The organism is Nonomuraea sp. NPDC050227 (genome assembly GCF_044459705.1).
GTDB lineage: Bacteria > Actinomycetota > Actinomycetes > Streptosporangiales > Streptosporangiaceae > Nonomuraea.
Genome location: NZ_JBITJF010000001.1, coordinates 599,900 through 621,148, shown reverse-complemented (window position 1 = coordinate 621,148; position 21,249 = coordinate 599,900). Strand labels below are relative to the sequence as shown.

The 21,249-nt window shown below is 71.1% G+C and carries 20 protein-coding genes; 8 read left to right on the top strand and 12 right to left on the bottom strand.

Features of this window, described 5'->3' with window-relative positions; translation table 11 throughout:
• Nucleotides 1–39: 39 nt before the first annotated feature.
• Nucleotides 40–1,098, top strand: coding sequence for a histidinol-phosphate transaminase (gene hisC, locus ACIBK9_RS03350; protein WP_397154813.1), 1,059 nt, complete (start codon nt 40–42; stop codon nt 1,096–1,098).
• Here hisC and ACIBK9_RS03345 read toward each other — a convergent pair.
• Entirely contained in the window at nt 1,095–2,033 is a 939-nt protein-coding gene (locus ACIBK9_RS03345; RefSeq protein ID WP_397154811.1) for an EamA family transporter, read from the bottom strand. The genes hisC and ACIBK9_RS03345 overlap by 4 nt on opposite strands.
• 159 nt (nt 2,034–2,192) lie before the next feature.
• Here ACIBK9_RS03345 and ACIBK9_RS03340 point away from each other — a divergent pair, with 159 nt between their 5' ends.
• On the top strand, nt 2,193–2,651 hold the full coding sequence (locus tag ACIBK9_RS03340) for a rhodanese-like domain-containing protein (protein WP_397154809.1): 459 nt from the start codon (nt 2,193–2,195) through the stop codon (nt 2,649–2,651).
• Between the two features lie 364 nt (nt 2,652–3,015).
• Here the strand turns inward: ACIBK9_RS03340 and ACIBK9_RS03335 are convergent, their stop codons facing one another.
• The 4 genes from ACIBK9_RS03335 to purD form a co-directional block, all read right to left on the bottom strand.
• Nucleotides 3,016–4,305, bottom strand: coding sequence for a GTP cyclohydrolase IIa (locus tag ACIBK9_RS03335; RefSeq protein ID WP_352357559.1), 1,290 nt, complete (start codon nt 4,303–4,305; stop codon nt 3,016–3,018).
• Nucleotides 4,306–4,506: 201 nt separating this feature from the next.
• Nucleotides 4,507–5,772, bottom strand: a complete 1,266-nt coding sequence (gene murA, locus ACIBK9_RS03330) for a UDP-N-acetylglucosamine 1-carboxyvinyltransferase (protein WP_358290635.1) — start codon at nt 5,770–5,772, stop codon at nt 4,507–4,509.
• A 78-nt stretch (nt 5,773–5,850) separates the two neighbouring features.
• A complete protein-coding gene (locus ACIBK9_RS03325) occupies nt 5,851–6,687 on the bottom strand; it encodes a phosphoribosylaminoimidazolesuccinocarboxamide synthase (protein WP_397154806.1) in 837 nt (278 codons plus the stop codon).
• Nucleotides 6,684–7,901, bottom strand: coding sequence for a phosphoribosylamine--glycine ligase (purD, locus tag ACIBK9_RS03320; protein WP_397154804.1), 1,218 nt, complete (start codon nt 7,899–7,901; stop codon nt 6,684–6,686). Before purD ends, ACIBK9_RS03325 begins: the two co-directional genes overlap by 4 nt.
• Nucleotides 7,902–8,363: 462 nt before the next feature.
• On the opposite strand from purD, the gene corA reads away from it, so the two are divergent.
• A complete protein-coding gene (corA, locus tag ACIBK9_RS03315) occupies nt 8,364–9,380 on the top strand; it encodes a magnesium/cobalt transporter CorA (protein WP_352357551.1) in 1,017 nt (338 codons plus the stop codon).
• Between the two features lie 36 nt (nt 9,381–9,416).
• On the opposite strand, the gene ACIBK9_RS03310 is transcribed toward corA, so the two are convergent.
• Complete coding sequence (locus ACIBK9_RS03310) at nt 9,417–10,325, bottom strand: glycerophosphodiester phosphodiesterase family protein (protein WP_397154801.1); 909 nt, start codon at nt 10,323–10,325, stop codon at nt 9,417–9,419.
• 155 nt (nt 10,326–10,480) lie between these two features.
• On the opposite strand from ACIBK9_RS03310, the gene ACIBK9_RS03305 reads away from it, so the two are divergent.
• Complete coding sequence (locus ACIBK9_RS03305; RefSeq protein WP_397154799.1) at nt 10,481–11,167, top strand: GNAT family N-acetyltransferase; 687 nt, start codon at nt 10,481–10,483, stop codon at nt 11,165–11,167.
• Between the two features lie 60 nt (nt 11,168–11,227).
• Here the strand turns inward: ACIBK9_RS03305 and ACIBK9_RS03300 are convergent, their stop codons facing one another.
• From ACIBK9_RS03300 to fbaA, 3 genes are all read right to left on the bottom strand, one after another.
• Entirely contained in the window at nt 11,228–12,511 is a 1,284-nt protein-coding gene (locus tag ACIBK9_RS03300) for an adenylosuccinate synthase (RefSeq protein WP_358290619.1), read from the bottom strand.
• Nucleotides 12,512–12,639: 128 nt separating this feature from the next.
• The gene (locus ACIBK9_RS03295; RefSeq protein WP_352318011.1) at nt 12,640–13,050 is read right to left on the bottom strand and encodes a DUF3151 domain-containing protein; all 411 of its coding nucleotides are present in this window, start codon (nt 13,048–13,050) and stop codon (nt 12,640–12,642) included.
• Nucleotides 13,051–13,084: 34 nt separating this feature from the next.
• Nucleotides 13,085–14,107: a class II fructose-bisphosphate aldolase gene (gene fbaA / locus ACIBK9_RS03290; RefSeq protein ID WP_352318009.1), complete on the bottom strand. Its 1,023-nt coding sequence runs from the start codon at nt 14,105–14,107 to the stop codon at nt 13,085–13,087.
• A gap of 126 nt (nt 14,108–14,233) precedes the next feature.
• Here fbaA and ACIBK9_RS03285 point away from each other — a divergent pair, with 126 nt between their 5' ends.
• Together ACIBK9_RS03285 and ACIBK9_RS03280 are read left to right on the top strand one after the other, a co-directional pair.
• Nucleotides 14,234–14,944, top strand: a complete 711-nt coding sequence (locus tag ACIBK9_RS03285; protein WP_358290615.1) for a DedA family protein — start codon at nt 14,234–14,236, stop codon at nt 14,942–14,944.
• 89 nt (nt 14,945–15,033) lie between these two features.
• A complete protein-coding gene (locus tag ACIBK9_RS03280) occupies nt 15,034–15,435 on the top strand; it encodes a hypothetical protein (protein ID WP_397154796.1) in 402 nt (133 codons plus the stop codon).
• On the opposite strand, the gene pyrE is transcribed toward ACIBK9_RS03280, so the two are convergent.
• Both pyrE and ACIBK9_RS03270 read right to left on the bottom strand, forming a co-directional pair.
• On the bottom strand, nt 15,410–15,943 hold the full coding sequence (gene pyrE / locus ACIBK9_RS03275) for an orotate phosphoribosyltransferase (protein WP_352357535.1): 534 nt from the start codon (nt 15,941–15,943) through the stop codon (nt 15,410–15,412). The genes ACIBK9_RS03280 and pyrE overlap by 26 nt on opposite strands.
• Nucleotides 15,944–15,953: 10 nt before the next feature.
• On the bottom strand, nt 15,954–16,652 hold the full coding sequence (locus tag ACIBK9_RS03270; RefSeq protein ID WP_397154794.1) for a hypothetical protein: 699 nt from the start codon (nt 16,650–16,652) through the stop codon (nt 15,954–15,956).
• A gap of 111 nt (nt 16,653–16,763) precedes the next feature.
• Here ACIBK9_RS03270 and ACIBK9_RS03265 point away from each other — a divergent pair, with 111 nt between their 5' ends.
• Together ACIBK9_RS03265 and ACIBK9_RS03260 are read left to right on the top strand one after the other, a co-directional pair.
• Complete coding sequence (locus ACIBK9_RS03265) at nt 16,764–19,100, top strand: sigma-70 family RNA polymerase sigma factor (RefSeq protein ID WP_397154792.1); 2,337 nt, start codon at nt 16,764–16,766, stop codon at nt 19,098–19,100.
• 186 nt (nt 19,101–19,286) lie between these two features.
• On the top strand, nt 19,287–20,549 hold the full coding sequence (locus tag ACIBK9_RS03260) for an NYN domain-containing protein (protein ID WP_397154790.1): 1,263 nt from the start codon (nt 19,287–19,289) through the stop codon (nt 20,547–20,549).
• A gap of 70 nt (nt 20,550–20,619) precedes the next feature.
• On the opposite strand, the gene ACIBK9_RS03255 is transcribed toward ACIBK9_RS03260, so the two are convergent.
• On the bottom strand, nt 20,620–21,249 hold the full coding sequence (locus ACIBK9_RS03255; protein WP_364327633.1) for a response regulator: 630 nt from the start codon (nt 21,247–21,249) through the stop codon (nt 20,620–20,622).

The window sequence follows — 21,249 nt, the reverse complement described above, 5'->3', positions numbered from 1 at the left end:
GCGGATGCTTCATCGGGCGTGGCCTTTTAAGGTAGTTCTATGCCTCGTTTCCGCCACATCCTGGACACCATGCCCCCCTACAAGCCGGGCAAGGCCGTGGTCTCCGCCGACGGCCGGTCGTACAAGCTCTCCTCGAACGAATCCCCCTACGACCCGCTGCCCTCCGTGGTCGAGGCCGTCGCCGAGGGAGCCCGGCAGATCAACCGCTATCCCGACCCCGGCGCCGTCGGGCTGACCGAGGCCATCGCCGAGCGGTACGACGTGCCGGTCGAGCACATCGCGCTGGGCGCGGGCTCGGTCACGGTGGCCCAGCAGCTGTTCGAGTCGGTCGGCGAGCCCGGCGTCGAGGTCGTCTACGCGTGGCGGTCGTTCGAGGCGTACCCGTTGCTGGCGGACCTGTCGGGGGTCACGTCCGTCCAGGTGCCGCTGGCCGGCGAGGACCACGACCTGGACGCCATGGCCGAGGCGATCACCGACCGCACCCGCATGGTCTTCGTGTGCAACCCCAACAACCCCACCGGCACCGCGATCCGCCGCGACGCCCTGGTGTCCTTCCTCGACCGCGTGCCGGAGAACGTGCTCGTGGTGCTGGACGAGGCCTACCGCGAGTACGTCCGCGACGAGGACGTCCCCGACGGCCTGACGCTCTACCGCGACCGGCCGAACGTCTGCGTGCTGCGCACCTTCTCCAAGGCGTACGGGCTGGCGGGCCTGCGGGTCGGCTACCTGATCGGGCACGAGCCCGTGGCGGCGGCCGTCCGCAAGACGATCATCCCGTTCGCCGTCAACCACCTCGCGCAGGTCGCCGCCATCGCCTCGCTGAAGGCCGAGGACGAGCTGCTGGAGCGGGTCGAGCGGGTGGTCAAGGAGCGCGGCCGGGTCCGCGAGTCGCTGATCGAGCAGGGCTGGACGGTGCCGCCGACCGAGGCGAACTTCGTCTGGCTGCGGCTCGGCGAGCGCACCCTCGACTTCGCCGCCGCCTGCGCGGTGGAGGGCGTGGCCGTACGGCCGTTCGCGGGCGAGGGGGCCCGGGTGTCCATCGGTGATCCCGAGGCCAACGACGCCTTCCTCGCCGCCGCCAAGGAGTTCCGCGGTTAGGCGCTGACCTCTTCGGCGAGGGTCGCGGTCCTGGCTTTGGCGCGTCGTTCGGTGGAGACCACCAGGGCGACGCCCACCAGGATCACCGCCCCGCCGGCGATGATCTGCGGGGTCACGTGCTCGTTCACGACCAGCACGCCGAGGAGCACGGCGACGACCGGGTTGACGTAGGCGTACGTGGAGACCAGCGAGATCGGCGCGTTCCCCAGCAGCCAGGTGTAGGCGGTGAAGCCGACCAGCGAGCCGACCAGCACCAGGTAGGCCAGCGCCGCCCAGGAACGTCCGGAGACCGCCGCCAGGTCGAGCCGTTCGCCGAGCACCGTGCCGGTCACGGCCAGGCCGGCGCCGCCGACCAGCATCTCGATCGAACTGGCCGCGAAGGGGTTGGCGGGCATGGGGATGCGCGCCGACAGGAACGAGCCGACCGACCACGAGAACGAGGCCACCAGGATCACCACGATCCCGGTGGTGTCCACCGACTGGCCGCCGGTCAGCGACAACGCCGCGACGCCGGCGAACCCGACGAGCACGCCGGCCAGCGTCAGCACGGCCGGCCGGTCCCTGACCACGATCCGGAACACGACGAGCCAGAGCGGCACCGAGGCCACGAGCAGCGCGGCCAGGCCGCTGGAGATGTGCTGCTCGGCCACGGCGACCATGCCGTTGCCGCTGGTCAGCAGGAGCAGGCCGACCAACCCGGCCCCGCAGACCTGCCGCCACGACACCCGGAACGGCTCCAGGCCCTTCCTGATCAGCAGGAAGCCGCCGAGCAGCAGCGCGGCCGTCACGAATCGCAGCGCGCCGCTCAGCATGGGGGGCATGGTCTCGATGGCGATCCTGATGCCGAGGTAGGTCGAGCCCCACACCACGTACACGATCGCCAGGGCGCTCCAGACGAGGACGGGAGCCCGGCTGTCAGTGGTGTTCGCACTCATGGGTCATGACTTTATCGGGCGACCACGACAAAGCACCTGCGGGTATCGGACTTAGGGATTTGGCGCGATATTAGCGACAGGCGGCTTTCGCGCCACTGTTGAGCGGACGGGCCGGCTGAGACGATCGCCACTGACCAGCAATGAAGGGAAATGTCGTAGATGTCAGCCGTCACCTCCACCCCTGCCGCCCCCAACGCCGCCGCCCTCGCCCACTTCGCCGCCCGCCTGGCCTTCGAGACCGACGTCTCTGACGTGGCCGCCGACCTGGCCGCCGGCGCGCCGGGCGTCGTGGTCGTGGACTCGCGCAGCCGGGAGAGCTGGGACCAGGGGCACGTCCAGGGGGCGGTGCACCTGCCGACGGCCGAGATCGCCGCCGGGGCGGCCGTGCTGATCCCCCGGGAGGCCACCGTCGTCACCTACTGCTGGGGGCCCGGCTGCAACGGCGCCACGCGGGCCGCCCTGGAGTTCGCCCGGCTCGGCTACGCGGTCAAGGAGATGCTCGGCGGCTTCGAGTACTGGGCCAGGGAGGGCTTTCCGGTCGAGACGGCGTCGGGCGTGACCCGGCGACCGATCGACGCCCTGACGGCGCCGGTGTCGGGGATCGCGTGCGCCTGCTGACGCCGGTGTGGGTGGCGTGCGCCTGCTGAACGGCGATGGGCGGGCGCCTGCTGAAAGCGTCCCAGGCGGGTTGTGGTGACCGGCTATATCCGGACATGCCCGCCGGTCCGACAGTGCCGCCAAACGGCCTCACAGCCCCGTCCGGACGCCTTCCGTAAAAAGGGCGGCGGCGAAGGGGCTGTGCGGGAAAGTTTGGCGCCCCCGTCCGAATCCCGTCGATCGGGGGCGTGGGAGAACATACCCGCATCTACTCGGGTCAACCAATAAGACCACAAGAGTCAAGCGGATTGTCTGTACCTTTGACTCCCCAGGTCAAGAACCGGGCACCCGTCGCCCCTGAAATGGGACGACGGGCCCCGTATGGTCACCGCGGTCCGAGCTTCTCCACGATGAGCCGGTAGAGCTGGCGCGGACGCCCCGGCTGCGGGGTGCGGTTCGGCGGAAGCGGCCACGCGAGTCCCTCGTCAACCAGCGTGCGCAGCAACCGCCGAGCCGTGCGCGGCGTCACCCCGAGCATCTTGCCCGCGCCCTCGGCGTCGACCACCGTGTCGCCGCCTTCGAGCTTGGCCGCCAGCCTGGCCAGCACCTCCACGCCCTTCGGCTTGAGCGCGGTCGACCCGGAGGGTGGCATCCGGGGGGCCGGGATGAGGGCCCGGCCCTCGCGGTCCACCGCGAACCCCTGCGCCTGCTTGCCCGCCTGGGTACGGGCCAGCGCGGCCCGCGCGTGCGACTCCGCGTCGTGTGTCGTCCGCCCCATCCCGACGCCCACCTCGACCGCCAGCCCGAGTTCGTCCCGGATCCTGGCCGCGAAGGGCAGCACCCTGAACCCGTCGGTGGCCGCGGCGATCGAGCCCCTGGTCGCGGTGACCAGGTAACTGTGATCGTCGATCGGCCAGACGGTCGCGTTGATCCGGTTCGCCTCCTGGACCAGTAACCGGTGGAGCGACAGCCGCAGCTCGTCGCGCCAGTAGCGCGGCGCCGCGCGCCGCACGGGCTCGCGCAGCGTCGGCACCTCCACCAGCACCACGGTGAGCTGCGACTCCTCCAGCCGGTGATGCGCCCCGAGCAGCGCCGCGGTGTGCAGCGCCGTCCGGACCGCGGCCGAGGTCGGCCTGATCCTGATGACCGGCACGCCGGCTGCGTGCAGGCGTTCGGCCACCGCGGGCAGGCACGTCAGTGCCCCCGAGGTGGCGCCCTGGCGGGCCAGCCGTTCGTGGTAGGCCGCGATCGTGCCCGTGGCTCCGGGCTCGTCGCGGCTGTGCACGTCCGTGGCCGGTATGCCGAGGTCGGTGTACGCCTCCTCGACATCCGCCCTGCTGACCACGTCCACGCTGACCCGTTGCGGGTCCATCCGAGTGTCAAGTGCGGCCTTCGCCAGCGCCGCCACCAATGCCGCTCCGCCGAGTTGCACGTAGGTCGCGGGCATCGTCAGCACGCCTGATCGCCTGGCCAGGTCATAAGGGACCGGGCTGGCGAACAGGCACGCGTCGACACCGGGACCGAGCCGCGTCACCTTGTCGGGCGCCTCCTGCTCATCGCGGTACGCGGCCGCGACCAGGCGACACGGCAGCGGTGCCGCGGCGTGACCCATCAGCATGACTCGCTCGACCAGGTCGTGGGGTCCGACCACGCCGATGGTGAGGTCCGGTGTCATGGCGCCCGGGCGTGACACTCGGGGAGTTTCTTCGGCCCTCTCGACCAATGTTCGTCCCATCCTGCCGTCCGTTGCAGTGCTCTCTTTTGGAACGATCGCTCGCGGGGGCCGTAATGTCACGCCCGACTTTTCCGGAAAGTCGTTCTGGTTGACCGCCCGACAAGATGTCTCAGCAGCTCAACGCGGTTTTTCTCATGTTTTTTAGCGCTCAGAAATCTCTCGTGTAATGTCCGCGCCGAGCGCGCGCATTCGCGCCGCGAGATGTGCGTGGCCGCGATCGATGAGGTATCCGGACTCGATGACGGTCTCTCCTTCGGCCGCCAGACCGGCGAGCACGAGCGCGATACCGGAGCGCAGATCGTGCGCCGTGACTTGTGCGCCCTTGAGCGGCGTGCGCCCGCGCACGACGGCCCTGCTGTCGTCGACCTCGACGTCGGCGCCCATCTTGTTGAGCTCGCCGGCCAGGGCGAAACGGCCGTCGAAGATGCGCTCGTGGATGTAGCTCGTGCCGTCGGCCAGGGCGGCCACCGTCATCATCGGCGACTGCAGGTCGGTCGCGAAGCCGGGATAGGTGTCGGTGATGATGTTGATGGGCCGCAGCGGACGGTCGCACCGCACGTGCAGCACCGCGCCCTGCCGGGCGAAGTCGACGCCCATCTGCTCCAGCTTGTAGCGGACGACGCCCAGGTCGAGGCCGGTGCCCACGAGGCTGAGCTCGCCGCCGGTGATCGCCGCGGCCATCGCGAACACGCCCGCGTCGAGCCGGTCGGGCATCACGGTGTGCTCGACGGCGTGCAGCTCCTCCACGCCCTCGACGGTGATGAACCCGGTGCCGCCGCCGCTGATGCGCGCGCCCATCTTGGTGAGCATGTCGATGACGTCGAGCACTTCCGGCTCAAGGGCCGCGTTCTCGATCACCGTCGTGCCCTTGGCCAGGGCGGCGGCCATGATCAGATTCTCGGTGCCGGTGTGGGAGGGCGTGTCCAGGTAGAGCGTCGCGCCGGTCAGGCCGCTGGCCTTGACATGGATGACGGTCTCGCCCTCGTCGACGACCGCGCCCAGCCGCTTGTAGCCCAGGTAGTGGAAGTCGAGGTTGCGGCTGCCGAGGTTGCAGCCGCCCACGCCCTCGACGATCGCCTCGCCCAGCCGGTGGAGCAGCGCGGGGGTGAACAGCACCGAGCCGCGGAACCGGCGCGCGATCTCGGCCGGCAGCACCGGGCTGCTCAGCCGGGAGGCGTCGATGACCAGCGTGCGCTCGGACTCGTGCAGCTCCACGTACGCGCCGATCGCCTCGGCCAGCTCGACCGCGCGCCGGACGTCTTCGATGATCGGCACGTTCCGCAGCACGGTACGGCCCTTGGCGGCCAGCAGAGCCGCACCGATCATGGGAAGCACGGCGTTCTTCGCGCCCTGGATGAACGCGGTTCCACGCAGTGCGTTGCCACCGCGCACGCGGTAACGGACCATTTCGTGCGGCTCCTTGAAATCAACGGTGAGGCTCGATCGGGCCAACAGTAGTGGCTGACACCAGGTGACCCAGCCGAATCATCCGCTAAAGGGAGCCCCCGTGACGCGCTCATACGCTTCTAGGTATCGCTGCTTTGTGCGCTCGACAACATGCTCGGGAAGCCGAGGTGGGGGGTTTCCGGAGGATTTGTCCCATCCGGATTCGGGCGAGAGCAGCCAATCACGTACATATTGCTTATCGAAAGAAGGTTGCGCCCTGCCCGGCTGCCATTCGTCGGCCGGCCAGAACCGCGACGAGTCCGGCGTCAGCACCTCGTCGCCCAGGGTCAGCACGCCGTCGGCGTCGAAGCCCAGCTCGATCTTGGTGTCGGCCAGGATGATGCCGCGCTCGCGGGCGATCTCCGAGCCGCGCGTGTAGACGTCGAGCGTGATGCGCCGCAGCTCGTCGGCCGTCTCCGCGCCGACCTCGGCGACCACCTGCTCGAAGGAGATCGGCTCGTCGTGCTCTCCCTGGGGGGCCTTCGTCGAGGGGGTGAAGATCGGCTCCGGCAGCCGGGAGCCGTCCTCCAGACCGGGGGGCAGCGGCACCCCGGAGACCGTGCCGGTCGCGCGGTACTCCGACAGGCCGCCGCCGGTCAGGTAGCCGCGGGCCACGCACTCCACCTGGACCATGCGCAGCGGCTTGCACAGCACGCTGCGCGCGTCGTCGCCCCTGGCCAGGATGTGGTTGGGCACGACGTCCTTGAGCTGGTCGAACCACCACAGCGACATCTGCGTGAGGATCGCGCCCTTGTCGGGGATGCCGGGCTCCAGCACGTAGTCGAAGGCCGAGATCCGGTCGGAGGCGACCATCAGCAGCAGGCCCTCGTCGGTCTCGTAGAGGTCGCGTACCTTGCCGGAGTGCAGATGCTTCATCGGGCGATGTCCGTCCTGTGGTGCGAGCCGCGCAGCTCGACGCGGTCGACGAGGTCGTAGGCGTTGCGGCGGGCGCTCGCCTGGTCGGGGCCGTGGCCGACGACGGTCAGCACCCGGCCGCCGTTGGAGACGACCTCGCCGCCGGGGCCGCGCGCGGTGCCGGCGTGGATCACGTACGCGTTCTCGGTCTCGGTCAGGCCGGTGATCACGTCGCCCTTGACCGGGGTGTCGGGGTAGTTCTCCGCCGCGATCACCACGGTCACCGCCGAGCCGTCCTTGAACACCGGGTCGAGGCCGAGCTCGCCGGTTGCGCAGGCCATCAGCAGCCCGCCGAGCGGCGTCTCCAGCCGGTCGAGCAGCACCTGCGTCTCGGGGTCGCCGAACCGGGCGTTGAACTCGACCACCTTCGGCCCCTTCTGGGTCAGGGCCAGCCCCACGTAGAGCACCCCCTGGTACGGCAGCCCGCGCCGGCCCAGCTCGGCGATCGTCGGGTGCACGACCTCGCGCATGACCTGCTCGGTCAGCCCTTCCGGCGCCCAGGGGAGCGGTGTGTACGCGCCCATGCCGCCGGTGTTGGGCCCCTCGTCGCCGTCGTAGGCGCGCTTGAAGTCCTGGGCGAGCTGGAGCGGCACCGCCGTGCTGCCGTCGCAGAGCGCGAACAGCGACACCTCGGGCCCGTCGAGGAACTCCTCGATGACCACCCGCTCGCAGGCCCGCGCGTGCTCCAGCGCCTGGTCGCGGTCGCGCGTGACGACCACGCCCTTGCCCGCGGCGAGGCCGTCGTCCTTGACGACGTAGGGGGCGCCGAACTCGTCGAGCGCGGCGGCGGCCTCCTCCTCGGTCTCGCAGGTGCGGGCCCGGGCGGTGGGCACGTCGGCGGCATTCATGATCTCCTTGGAGAACGCCTTGGAGCCTTCGAGCATGGCCGCCTCACGGGTCGGCCCGAAGCAGGCGATGCCGGCCTCGCGCACGGCGTCGGCCACGCCCGCGACGAGCGGCGCCTCCGGCCCGATGACGACGAGGTCGGCCCCCAGCCGCCCGGCCAGCTCGGCCACCTGCGCGGGATCGACGGGATCGACGGGATGAACGGTCGCGACGCCCTCGATGCCCGCGTTACCGGGAGCACAGTGGAGCTCGCTGACCTGGGGATCGAGTTTGAGCGAACGGCACAGGGCGTGCTCACGCCCTCCGGAACCAATGACTAGAACGCGCACGTGCCCCATTGTCGCAGGCCCGGCCCCCTCGCCCGGCGCGGGTCCCGGGCGGGTTGCAGGCACGTCGAATGCCGGAACAAGCCCGCATCTTTGTGCGGTTCTACCTGAACCGAGCACCCTCCGGCGAGTATCGTCGTTTGGGTTCACCCGCCTGTGGTAGGTTAAGGCGGCTTTGCGGCGTCTCTTGTGATTGGAGGTGGTCCGGGATGAAACCTGGTGATCCCAGCAGTACGTGCTCTCCCACGTACGCCCCAGTTACCCCCGACCACTCCAATCCGGCAGCCTGATCGTGCCTCCACGCATTTGTGTCGATTGAGGTGACTTTTCATCGCGCGTGGAGCGTGCCAGGTCGGGCGGAAAGGGACTGCCATGCGCTCGTCCACGCTTTTCCGTCGCATCAACCGTCACCCTGTTCAGCCGCATGCCGCACGCCCGCTCACCAAGCCGGTGCGTGAGGTCTGCGTGCCCCCTGTCGACTCCATCGTCGAATTCGGCGCCTACATCCAGGGCAAGAAGGTCTGCGCCCCGGGCATCGTCGAGTCCCTCGACCTCGTCCGCGAGCACAACAAGAACTCCGACGGCGCGAACGCGTTCGTCTGGGTCGGGCTGCACGAGCCCGAAGCGCCCGAGGTGGAGTGGTTGTCCGAGGTCTTCGGGCTGCACCCGCTGGCCGTCGAGGACGCGGTCAAGGCCCACCAGCGTCCCAAGGTCGAGCGTTACGGCGAGTCGCTGTTCATGGTGCTGAAGACGGTCGCCTACCTCGACCACGACGAGCTGACGGCCAACAGCGAGATCATCGCCACCGGCGAGATCATGGTGTTCCTCGGGGTCGACTTCGTGGTCACCGTGCGCCACGGCGAGCACTGCCCGCTGACCCTGGTCCGCGAGCGCCTTGAGGACAAGCCCAAGCTGATGAACCGCGGCCCGGCCGGCGTGCTGCACGCCATCGCCGACCACGTCGTCGACCAGTACCTCCAGGTGGCCGACCTGATGCAGCTGGAGCTCGAAGAGGTCGAGGCGACCGTCTTCGCCGACGTCAGCTCCCGCGACATCAACCGTATCTACCAGCTCAAGCGGGAGATGCTGGAGATGAAGCGGGCCGTGACCCCGCTGCAGTCGCCGCTGTCGGCGCTGCCGCAGCGCCGCGTCATCCCCTCGGAGATGCGCGAGTACTTCCGCGACGTCGGCGACCACCTGTCCCGCGTGTGCGAGCAGGTCGAGTCCTCCAACGAGCTGTGCAGCTCGATCCTGCAGGCCGCCCTGGCCCGCTCGAACGCCCTGGCCAACGAGGACATGCGCAAGATCTCGTCGTGGGTCGCCATCCTGGCCGTGCCGACGATGATCGCCGGCATCTACGGCATGAACTTCGACTTCATGCCCGAGACCAAGCAGGTCTGGGGCTATCCGGCGGTGCTGGCCGTGATGATCACTGCCTGCGTGCTGCTGCACCGCGGCTTCCGCCGCAACGGCTGGCTCTGAACGACGCGTCCGGACGCTCGGGGGCTTGAGCGGCGCTCAGACGCTCACGGGCTTGAGCGGCCGGACGCCCTCCGGCAGTTCGAGGCCGCGCTCGCGCCACAGCTCCCGCATGCGGTCGGGGTAGTCGGTCACGATCCCGGCCACGCCGAGGTCGATCAGGCGGCCGGCCAGGGCCTGGTCGTTGACCGTCCAGACCGCCACGTCGAGGCCCGCCGCGGCCGCCTGGGCCATCAGCTTCTCGTCGACCATCACGTGCTCGGGCGAGAGCGTGGTGGCTCCGGCCTCGCGGGCGGCGGCCGGGATGTCGTCGCCCAGCCCGCCCTCGTGCCAGTGGAGCGTGTCGAGCTCGATCAGCGCGAACCGCCTGGCCGCCGGCGCCAGCCGGGCCGCGTGCCTGATGACGCGCCAGTCGAAGCTGAGGACGGCGGCGTTGCCCAGCCGGCCGTGCCGGTCGAGCTCCTCGACCACCAGCTCGGTGAACATCTCCGGATCGGCCGTCAGCTCCGGCCTGGTCGGGTCGGACTTCAGCTCGACGTGCAGCCGCACGTGCTCTGCCTCGTAGGCGTTGACCAGCCCGAGCACCGCGCCGAGCGTCGGCATCCTGGTCTCCGGCATGGCGACCTGGGTGAGCGCGAACGGGTCGTCGAGGTGACGCGGCAGGCGGACGCCCACGTCGAGCGTGCGCAGCTGGGCGAGGCTGAGCGCGTTGATCGGCTTGCCCACGTACGGGAAGAGCGGATCGCCCTGCCGCAGCGGACGGCGGTCGGCACTGGTGACGGCCGAGACCGTCAGGTCGTGCGTGAGCACGAGGCGGCGATCGGCGGTGAGGGCGACGTCGAGCTCAAGCGCGTGAACGCCCAGCTCCATCGTGCGGCTCAGCCCTGGCAGGGTGTTCTCCGGCCACAGGCCCCGCGCTCCTCGGTGACCATGAATCTCAACGCGCACACCGGGGACACTACCCGGCGCGAGGCCCGCTGAGGCAGTGCCACGCCGTGTCCTTTTTATCCTGCTACGCCCCGGTCGGAAGGGAAGGCGTCAAGAGGACTCTCCGCCCGCTTATTGCACGATAAATGCAACTACCTTGCAATAAGCTGGAGCTCATGACGGAGGTTCTCAAACATGCCCATTCAGCAACAGTCCGGGCATGGGTGGACGGCTGGGTGATCTCCCGCAACGCCCCGCGGCCCGTACCCGAACCGTGGGGCCTCAGAGTGGACGTCGGCCTTCCCGGCCACGTGGCGCGGCACGTCGTCCCCACCCCTACCGCGGAGATCCTGGACCACCTGACCGGCACCCTCACCGTCCCCGGCACCTGGCTCAAGCTCTGCGCCCCCGCCGAGGCGGTCGCCCCCTCCCTGCCCCCGCGGTGGTCCGTGCAGGAGCAGGAGTACATGATGACCACCGCGTCCCTGGCCCGCACCACCCCGAAGGCCCCCGCGGGCTACACCCTGGCGATCACCACCAGGGCGGGGGTGACCGTGGCCCGGCTGCTCACGGCCGCGGGCGAGGTCGCGGCGCGCGGCCAGTTCGCCGTCGCGGACCGGGCCGCCGTGATCGACCAGGTGGAGACGGCCGCCGAACACCGCCGGCGCGGCCTCGGCACGGTCGTCATGGCCGCGCTCGCCGCCGCCGCCGTCTCCCGGGGCGCTCGCACGGGCATCCTGGTCGCCACCGAGGCGGGCCAGGCCCTGTACGAGACCCTGGGCTGGACCCTGCACACCCCGATGACCGCCGCCGTCCTCACCGCCGGAGGCCCGGCGGAGGAAGAGCCCGCCGTCCGGCCGTAGTCCCTTTCGCACGCGAGGGGCCCGGCGCGTTCCCGCGCCGGGCCCCTCGTCACGTGCCGGTCAGACCAGCGACCGCACCACGACGGTCTGGTCGCGGCCGGGGCCGACGCCGATCGCCGAGATCGGCGCCCCGCTCATCTCCTCCAGCGCCCGCACGTACGACTGCGCGTTCGGCGGCAGGTCGTCGAACGACTTCGCGTTGGAGATGTCCTCCTTCCAGCCCGGCAGCTCCTCGTAGACCGGGACCGCGTGGTGGAAGTCGGTCTGGGTCATCGGGATCTCGTCGAACCGCTCGCCGTCGACCTCGTAGGCCACGCACACCGGGATGCGCTCCAGCCCCGACAGGATGTCGAGCTTGGTGAGGAAGTAGTCGGTGACCCCGTTGATCCGGGTCGCGTAGCGGGCGATCACCGCGTCGAACCAGCCGCAGCGACGGTCACGGCCGGTGGTGACGCCGTACTCGCCGCCGGTCCTGCGCAGCCACTCGCCCGTCTCGTCGGTCAGCTCGGTCGGGAACGGCCCCGAGCCCACGCGGGTCGTGTACGCCTTCAGGATCCCGATGATCTTCGTGAGCCGGTTCGGCGGGATGCCCGCCCCGGCGCACGCGCCCCCGGACGTCGGCGAGGAGGAGGTGACGAACGGGTACGTGCCGTGGTCGATGTCCAGCAGCGTGCCCTGACCGCCCTCCAGCAGCACGAACTTGCCCTCGTCCAGCGCCTTGGAGAGCACCAGCGAGGTGTCGGCGATGTGCGGCTTGAGCCGTTCGGCGTAGGCCAGGTACTCCTCCAGCACGGCGGCCGGGTCGATGCCGCGCCGGTTGTAGACCTTGGTCAGCACCTGGTTCTTCTCGGTCAGCGCGACCTCGATCTTCTTGGCCAGGATGCCCGGGTCGAGCAGGTCCTGGACCCGCACGCCCATCCGGGCGATCTTGTCGCCGTACGCGGGGCCGATGCCGCGTCCGGTGGTGCCGATCTTGGCCTTGCCCAGATAGCGCTCGGTGACCTTGTCCAGCGCCTTGTGGTGCGGCATGATCAGGTGCGCGTTGGAGGAGATCAGCAGGCGTTCGGCGGAGATGCCCCGCGCGGCCAGCCCGTCGATCTCGCTCAGCAGCACCCCCGGGTCGATCACCACACCGTTGCCGATCACCGGTACGACGTCCGGCGACAGGATCCCCGTCGGCAGAAGATGCAGAGCGTATTTCTGGTCACCGATGACGACGGTGTGTCCCGCGTTGTTGCCACCCTGATAACGGACGACGTAGTCGACGTCGCCACCGAGCAGGTCGGTGGCCTTGCCCTTGCCCTCATCGCCCCACTGGGCCCCAACGAGAACGGCAGCCGGCATTGTTCAGTCTCCCGAGCACAAAACGAAACCCCTGGCGCAAGTGCGACAGGGGCTCTTGCGTAGAGAGACTACCCGAGTCTGCCCATTCGTCCCAAGGCGCGTGGGCCCAATGCGGGCCCAATGCGCTGCTAACCCTTGGTCAGCGCCTCATATCCGGTCTCGCTGCTGTCCTTGAGGAACTGCAGGCAGCGCTCGGCCTCGTCCTTCTCGCCGATGGACTGCGCCGCCCTGGACAGGGCGTGCAGGCAGCGCAGGAAGCCGCGGTTGGGCTCGTGCTCCCAAGGGATGGGACCGTGGCCCTTCCAGCCGTTCCTGCGCAGCTGGTCGAGGCCGCGATGGTAGCCCGTGCGGGCGAAGGCGTAGGAGGTGACGGCATGGCCCTGCGCGAAGTACTCCTCCGCGAGCGCGGCCCAGGCCGCCGGGTGGGCGGGGAAGCGGGCGGCCACGTCGGCGGCCTTGGCCCCGGATTCCAGCGCCTCCCTGGCCTCGGGCAGGTCCGGCAGGTGAGTCGGGGGCGGCCCGGCGAGAAGGTTATCCATAGGACAAGTCATACCCGCCGTGCCGCCCAAGTGGCTAGGAGATCTTCGTCCCACTGCTCTTGAGGTTGTGGCAGGCCTCCGCCACGCGGGCCGCCATGCCGGTCTCGGCGCTCTTGCCGTAGGCGCGCGGGTCGTAGGCCTTCTTGTTGCCGACCTCGCCGTCGACCTTCAGCACGCCGTCGTAGTTGCGGAACATGTGGTCGGCGATCGGCCTGGTGAAGGCGTACTGGGTGTCGGTGTCGACGTTCATCTTCACCACGCCGTAGGAGATGGCCTCGTGGATCTCCTCCAGCAGCGAGCCGGAGCCGCCGTGGAAGACCAGGTCGAACGGCTTGTCCTTGCCGTACTTGGCGCCGACCGCCTCCTGGATCTCCTTCAGCACGCTCGGCCGCAGCTTCACGTGGCCCGGCTTGTAGACGCCGTGCACGTTGCCGAACGTGGCGGCCAGCATGTAGCGGCCCCGGTCGCCGACGCCGACGGCCTCGGCCGTGGCCAGCGCGTCTTCGGCGGTGGTGTAGAGCTTCTCGTTGATCTCGCCGACGACGCCGTCCTCCTCGCCGCCGACGACGCCGATCTCCATCTCCATGATGATCCGGGCGCGGGCGCACTTGTCCAGGAGCTCCTTGGCGATCTCCAGGTTCTCCTCCAGCGGCACGGCCGAGCCGTCCCACATGTGCGACTGGAAGAGCGGGTCGAGGCCCTTGGACACCCGCTCCAGCGAGATGTCGATCAGCGGCCGCATGTAGCCGTCGAGCTTGTCCTTCGGACAGTGGTCGGTGTGCAGCGCCACCGTGACCGGGTACTTGGCGGCCACCACCCGGGCGTACTCGGCCAGCGCGGTCGCGCCCGTCACCATGTCCTTGACCGTCGTGCCGGAGAGGAACTCGGCGCCGCCGGTGGACACCTGCACGATGCCGTCGCTCTCGGCCTCGGCGAACCCGCGCAGCGCGGCGTTCAAGGTCTGAGAAGAGGTCACGTTGATCGCCGGATAGGCGAACCCGCCCGCCTTGGCACGGTCGAGCATCTCGGCGTAGACCTCTGGAGTCGCGATGGGCATGAGTCATCTCCCTGAGAAGTACGGCTTCGCGCCTGCCCAGTATCCCGGCTCCCAACCACAACTGGTAGTGACAACGCGTGCCGGATGGCCACATCCGATTCGCTCGGCTCCAGGTAGGCTCACGGGGTGGACTGGCTCTGGAATCTCCTCGACCCGACGTGGTGGCTCACCATCCTCGGCGCCTTCGCCACCATCGGCGTCCTGGCGATCATCTTCGCCGAGACGGGTCTGCTGCTCGGCTTCTTCCTGCCGGGCGACTCGCTGCTGGTGGCGGCGGGGATCTTCAGTTCCGCGTCGCTGGTCGTGGGCGAGGCGCCGCCGATCTCCTTCCCCGTCCTGGTGATCGGCACACCGTTGTGTGCCATCGCGGGCGCCCAGCTCGGCCACTTCCTGGGGGCCAGGTTCGGCAGGAAGATGTTCGACCGGCCCGACTCGCGGCTGTTCAAACGCGAACACGTGGTGCGCGCCGAGGAGTTCTTCCAGAAGTTCGGCCCGGCGCGGGCGGTCGTGCTGGCGCGGTTCGTGCCGATCGTCCGCACGTTCATGAACCCGGTGGCCGGCGTCCTGGAGATGCCCGCCAGGCGCTTCTTCCTGTGGAACGTCATCGGCGGCGTGGTCTGGGTCGAGGGCCTGGTGCTGCTCGGCTACTTCCTCGGCAGCAAGGTCGATCCCAAGCAGATCGACAAGTACATCCTGCCGGGCGTGTTCATCATCGTCTTCATCTCGCTGATCCCGATCATCGTCGAGGTCGTCAAGAAGCGCCGCGAGCGCAAGCGGCTGCCGCTGCCCAACGGCAAGCACCACCGCGTGCCCTCCAGCACCGACCCCCAGCACTGACACCGGGCACCGGCCCCCGGCGCTGACCGGGGGCCCTTGAGTTACCACCGGGTACAGTGCCCCCTGTGGGACGCCACAGGTCAGATCCGATGGGAATCGCCCGATCCGCCCTCGTCGTCCTCGCGGTGGGGGCCGTGGTGACGCTGGTGGTCGTCGGCGTGCGCGCCCTGATCGGCTCGTCCGGCTCGCAGCCGGAGCGGCCGTCCACGGCAGGGTCCACGGTCGTGCGGGCGAGCGAGGGCAGGGCGCCGACCGTGCGCTTCGAGTGCGTGGCCGAGGTCTGCCCCACCGTGACCGTCCGCGTCCCCGGCGGGGACGTGCTGCACCATCGCGAGATGAGCGGGGGCGAAGAGGTCAGCTACTTCGAGCCCGAGCTCGACGTCGTGCTCGGCGACGCGGGCACCGTCCGCGTCACCGAGAACGGCAGCCCCCGCGCCCCCGGCGAGCAGGGCGCGAGGGAGGCCTTCACAGCCCGAGGTCCTGGAGGGTGAAGGCGGTGCGGTAGTCGAGCCCCTCCTCCGCCATCCGCGCGCCCGCGCCCCGGTCGACGATCGTGGCCACGGCCACCACCTCGGCGCCCGCCTCCCGCAGCGCCTCCACGGCGGTCAGCGGCGAGCCGCCGGTCGTCGAGGTGTCCTCCACGGCCAGCACCCGGCGGCCCTTCACCTCGGGCCCCTCGATCCGGCGCTGCATGCCGTGCGACTTCTGCGCCTTGCGCACCACGAACGCGTCGAGCGTGCGCCCGCGCGCCGCCGCCGCGTGCAGCATCGCGCAGGCCACCGGGTCGGCCCCCATCGTGAGCCCGCCGACGGCGTCGAAGTCGAGATCGTCGGTCAGGTCGAGCATCACCTTGCCGACGAGCGGCGCGGCCACCCCGTCGAGCGTGATCCGCCGCAGGTCGAGGTAGAAGTCGGCCTCCTTGCCCGAGGAGAGCGTGACCTTGCCGTGGACGACGGCCTTGCGCTTGATCTCGGCCAGCAGGTTGTCGCGGTCTGTCATGCGCCCAAGCTTAGGGTCCCAGGCTCAGCGTCCTGATGAGAGCCAGGGCCTGCGCGTGTGCGCGGGGGAGCCGGCGCACCCGGACGCGGGGGTGGCGGCCGTACAGGATCTCCGTGGCCCGCAGGTCGGCGACCTTGCCGGCCAGCCGGTCGTCCTCCCTGGTCACCGCGCCGACGCGGGTGGGCGCGAGCAGCGCCAGCGTCTCGTCGCCGGTGAACGCCCTGCGCAGCGCCGTGGCCAGGTTGAGCGCCGCCGCCAGCCGCTCGGCCAGTTCGGCGATCTGCCCGTACGGCTCGGCCACCACCAGCAGGTGCCCGCCCGCGACCGCCCCCCGGTAGAGCTCGCCCAGCCTGGTACGCAGGTAGGCCACCGTGGCCAGGCCGGTCAGCGGGTCCTCGCACTGCAGGTCGTTCATGGGCGCGAAGCTCTGCTCGGCCCACCCGGCCGCGTACGCCCGTACCAGCGGGAACGTCGGCTCTCCTCGATCGGTGACGGCGAACAGCGCCGCCAGGTCGCCCAGTCCCTCGCTGATCCCCACCCCCGCCCCGGCGCGCGCCGCGCCCAGCTCCTCGCAGGCGCGCGGCAGGTCGCCGCCGTCCGTCACGGCCTTGATCGCGTACGCCGCCGCCGGGGTCCACCAGTCGTCGGCCAGCGACCAGCCCTCCGCCATGCTCCGGCCGCGCCAGCGCGACAGCACGTCCTCGTCCATGCGTCCTCCCGTGGTCCTCAGAGGTAAAGACGGCGCTGCGGTTTAGTCATGACGGAGAATGCGGAATGATTGCGCGGGGCAACCCACCGTAATCGTGAGGTCACAATGAGTGTGGAATCGCCGCGAAGCGATGCGGACCTGCTGAAGGAGGTCCGCGCCGGCGACGCGACCGCGTACGGACGGCTCTACGAGCGTCACGTGGCCGCGGCCCGCGCGCTGGCCAGGCAGCTCGTCAGGGGCGAGTCCGAGGTCGAGGACGTCGTGGCCGAGTCGTTCACGAAGATCCTCGACCTGGTGGGCAGGGGCGGCGGGCCCGAGTCGGGGTTCCGCACGTACCTGCTGACCGTCGTGCGCCGTACCGTCTACGACCGCGGCCGGGTCGAGAGCCGCCAGGTGACCACCGGCGAGATCGAGCGCTACGACGCGGGCGTGCCCTTCGTCGATCCCGCGCTCGTCGGCCTGGAGCGGTCGATGATCTCGCGCGCGTTCCTGTCGCTGCCCGAGCGGTGGCGGGCGGTGCTCTGGCACACCGAGGTGGAGAAGTGCAAGCCCGCCGAGGTCGCGCCGCTGCTCGGCCTGTCGGCCAACGGGGTGGCGGCGCTGGCCTACCGGGCGCGCGAGGGGCTGCGGCAGGCGTACCTGCAGATGCACCTGCGCGCGGCGCCGCAGCACGAGTGCCGTCCGGTGCTCGGCAAGATGGGCGCCTACGTCAGGGGCGGCCTGGCCAGGCGCGACTCGCGCGCGGTCGACGACCACGTCAACGACTGCGAGGAGTGCCACGGCGTCCTGCTCGAACTGACCGACGTCAACCGCGGCCTGCGCGTCATCGTCGGCCCGCTGATCGCCGGCCCGGTGTTCAGCGGCTACGCCGCGGCGCTGGCCAAGGCGGGCGCGGCCGGCGGCGGAGCGGGCTGGCTGCTGCGGCTGTTCGGCTGGTTGCGGCGGGCGCCCTCGCGGCAGCAGGTGGTTGCCGCGGGCGGTGTCGCGGTCGCGTCCGCGGCGGTGGCGGCGTTCGTGCTGGTGTCCGGGGAGTCGCCGGTGGCCGAGCGGCCGGTGGCCACGCCCACACTGGTGGCCCAGCCCCCGGTGTCGGTGCGGCCGGTGCCGCTGCCCGTGGCGAGCGAGCCGCCGGCGCGCGTCCCGCCGCCGCGGAGGGAGCCGCGGGGCAGGGCCCGGCTGCGGGCCACGATCGGCGCGCTCGGCGCCCTCGTACGCGCCCAGCCCGGCATCGTCGGCATGCGCCTGCGCAACGACGGCGACGGCCCGAGCGGCGAGCTGGCCGCGACCGTCGAGCTGCCGCCCGGCGTGACCCTCCTGCCGCCGGCCAGGCGCGGGCACGGCGTGGCGCTGCTCGAACCCGTGGGCACGGTCGACGGCTGGTCCTGCCGGCAGGCCGGGCAGGGCGCGCGGTGCGCCAGGCGGCCGCTGGCCGCCGGGCAGGGCACGGCGGTGTTCCTGCGCGTGCTGGTGTCGGAGCTGGCTCCGGAGGGCGCCGGGCCCGCCGTGCGCGTCGACGCCGACGACCTCCACGTCGACGCGCGGGCCGCGCGGGGCGTGCGCACGGTGGGGGCGTCGGCCAGGTTCGCCACCGAGGGCAGGGTGGCCGTCCGGGCGGTCGGCAACACGCTGCTGAGCTGTCCCGAGGAGCACGACGGCTGTCCCGAGGCCAGGCGCCGCCAGGGCGACCAGCGCGACAACGACCTGTGGTCGATGACCCCCCTCGACCAGGACGCCAGCCCGGCCACCACCGCCTCCAGCGCGGCCCGGCTCACCCTGCCCAAGGACAGCCGGGTCGTGTGGGCCGGCCTCTACTGGTCGGCGAGCGGCGCGGCGGCGGGGCCCGTCAAGGTCAGGGCGCCGGGCCGGCGCACGTACGTGTCGGTCCGTCCCGACCACGTCACGGCCCTCGACATGCCGCTCGGCCCGGCCTACCAGGCGTTCGCCGACGTCACCGCGCTCGCCGGGCAGGCGCGGCCGGGCGGCCTGTGGTGGGCGGCCGACGCGCCGATGGCGGAGGGGGCCTCCAGCCACGCCGGGTGGAGCCTGGTGGTGGTCGTGACCGGGCCGCGGCAGCCGTACAGCCAGGCCGTGGTGCTCGACACGGCGACCGTGATCGGCGGCGCGGACCGGAAGGTGCGCATGCCGCTCGGCGGCCTGAGCCCGGCCGCCGCGCCGGCCAGGGCCGAGCTGGTGACCTGGGAGGGCGACGCCGATCTCCAGGGCGACAAGGTCTCCCTCGGCACCGGCGCGATCGTCCCGGAGGGCGGCGACCGCGAGCGCGCCAACGTCTTCGACGGCTCCGCCAACGGCGCCGGGGGCATGACCTTCGGCGTCGACGTCGACACGGTCGACGCCGAGCTGGGCCGCGATCCGGCGCTGACGATCGTGACCGACAAGGACGTCGTGCTCTTCGGAGCGGCCGCGCTGACCGTCAGGGCACGCTCATGACCGCAAACAGGACGAACTGGTACGGTCTGCCTAAATGGTCCGGCTGCACGGCGGCCCGCGGTCGAATCGTCGGGATTCACCCTCGCGCGATCACCTGCTTTCATTACCCTGAAAGAGGGCCGCCGAGTCCGGTCTCTGACGGTGCAGAGCCAGCAAGGTCGGACCACCAGGAAAGGGGCGGTGTCAGTGGATCGCTGTGCGCTGTTCGTGGACGCCGGCTATCTGCTGGCGGACGGAGCGATGGCCGTGCACGGCACTCGCCATCGAGAGGCCGTCGCCTGGGACTATCCCGGGCTCCTCCAGCTGATGACCAACCTGTCGCGCGAACGCACGGGCCTGCCGCTGCTGCGGTGCTACTGGTACGAGGCGACCGTCGAGGGCCGCCGCACCCCGGAGCACGACGCGCTGGCCGACATCCCGGGCCTCAAGCTCAGGCTCTCGCGCATCCGGCCGGGCCGCCGCGAAGGCGTCGACGCCCAGGTCCATCGCGACCTCATGACCCTCGCCCGCAACAACGCCATCTGCGACGCCGTCGTCGTCAGCGGCGACGAAGACCTCGCCCAGGTGGTGTGCGACGCACAAGACCTCGGCATCAGGGTCACCGTCATCCACATCGCCGCCGACGGCGGGTGGGCCGTGTCCCGGTCGCTGCGGCAGGAGTGCGACGACCTGGTCGAGCTGGGCAACGCCCACCTGCGGCCCTATGTCACGATGGTGAGCGGCGTCACCGAGTCCTCCAACGGCCACCACCAGCCGCTCAGCAACGGGCACGCCGCCCCCTCGCTGCCGCCCGCGCCGCCGGCCGCGCCCCCGGCGACCCCGACGGCCTCGCTGCCGCCGGCGCCGTCCGCGGGCAGTCACGCGGCCGGGCAGCACTCCGGGAGCCACGCGGCCCCCTCCTCCGGCCAGTCGTCCGCCAACGGGCAGGCGTCCTCGGGCGGGCGGTCGGCCACGCCGCCGGTGCTGCCGTCGTACTCGGGGTACCAGGAGCAGCCGCCGTCGATCCCGCCGTCCGTGCCGCCGTCCGTGCCGCCGTCCGTGCCGCCGACCGGGCCGCTGCAGCAGCCGCAGTCCGCCTCGCCCAGCACCGGGCAGTTCGCCACGCCGTCCTCGGGGGGCGCCTACCAGCCGGCGCAGCTCGGGCCGTACACCGGGCCGCAGGCCGCGCCCGTCTCCCCGCCGCCCGCCGCCACCGCCGGGGCCACCACGCTGGCCGACGCCGTGAAGGCCGCCCATCGCGAAGGGCACGACTTCGGCGAGTCCGTGGCCCGCGACGCGCCCGCGCTGTGGCTGGAGGCGGTGCTGGCCCGCAAGCCGCGCATGCCCTCCGACCTGGAGGCCCGCCTCCTGCAGGGCTCCTCGCTGCCGATCGACTTCCTGCTGCACGACGAGGTCCGCCACGCCCTGCGCCGCGGCTTCTGGGACGCCCTCGAACGCGCCCGCCACTGACCCACCCGCGCACGGCAAGCCGGACGCCCGGGCGCCAAGAGTGGCGGCCCGGGCGTCGGACGGGACGAGATCAGGAGAGCGCGTCGAACCCGGCGCGCAGGTGGGCGACCCGATCGCCCAGGTCGGCCAGCGGCACGGCGAGCGCCGGATCCTGCGACTTGCGGGCCAGCTCCCGCACCCGGGCCAGTTCGTCCTCCACCGCCGTCAGCCGCCGGGACAACTCCGGCAGGACCGAGGCGTGGTCACCCGCTCCGGGCGGCAGCTCGCCGGTCAGCCGCTCGCGGAGCAACGACGCCTGCTCGGCCAGGCGCTTGTTCATGTTGTAGAGCTCGGTGAACACCGACACCTTCGCTCGCAGCACCCAGGGGTCGAACGGCTTGGTGAGATAGTCGACCGCCCCCGCCGCGTATCCGCGGAAGGCGTAGTCGGGGGCGCTGTCGACCACGGTCAGGAAGATGATCGGGATGTTCCTGGTCCGCTCCCGCCGCTTGATGTGGGCGGCCGTCTCGAAGCCGTCCATGCCCGGCATCCGGACATCGAGCAGGATCAGCGCGAACTCGGTGTTGAGCAGCGCCTTGAGCGCCTCCTCGCCGGACCTGGCGCGTACGGGCACCAGGTCGAGCGAACTGAGGATCGCCTCCAGGGCGATCAGGTTCTCCTCGCGGTCGTCGACCAGGAGGATCTTTGCACGGTCCGGCAT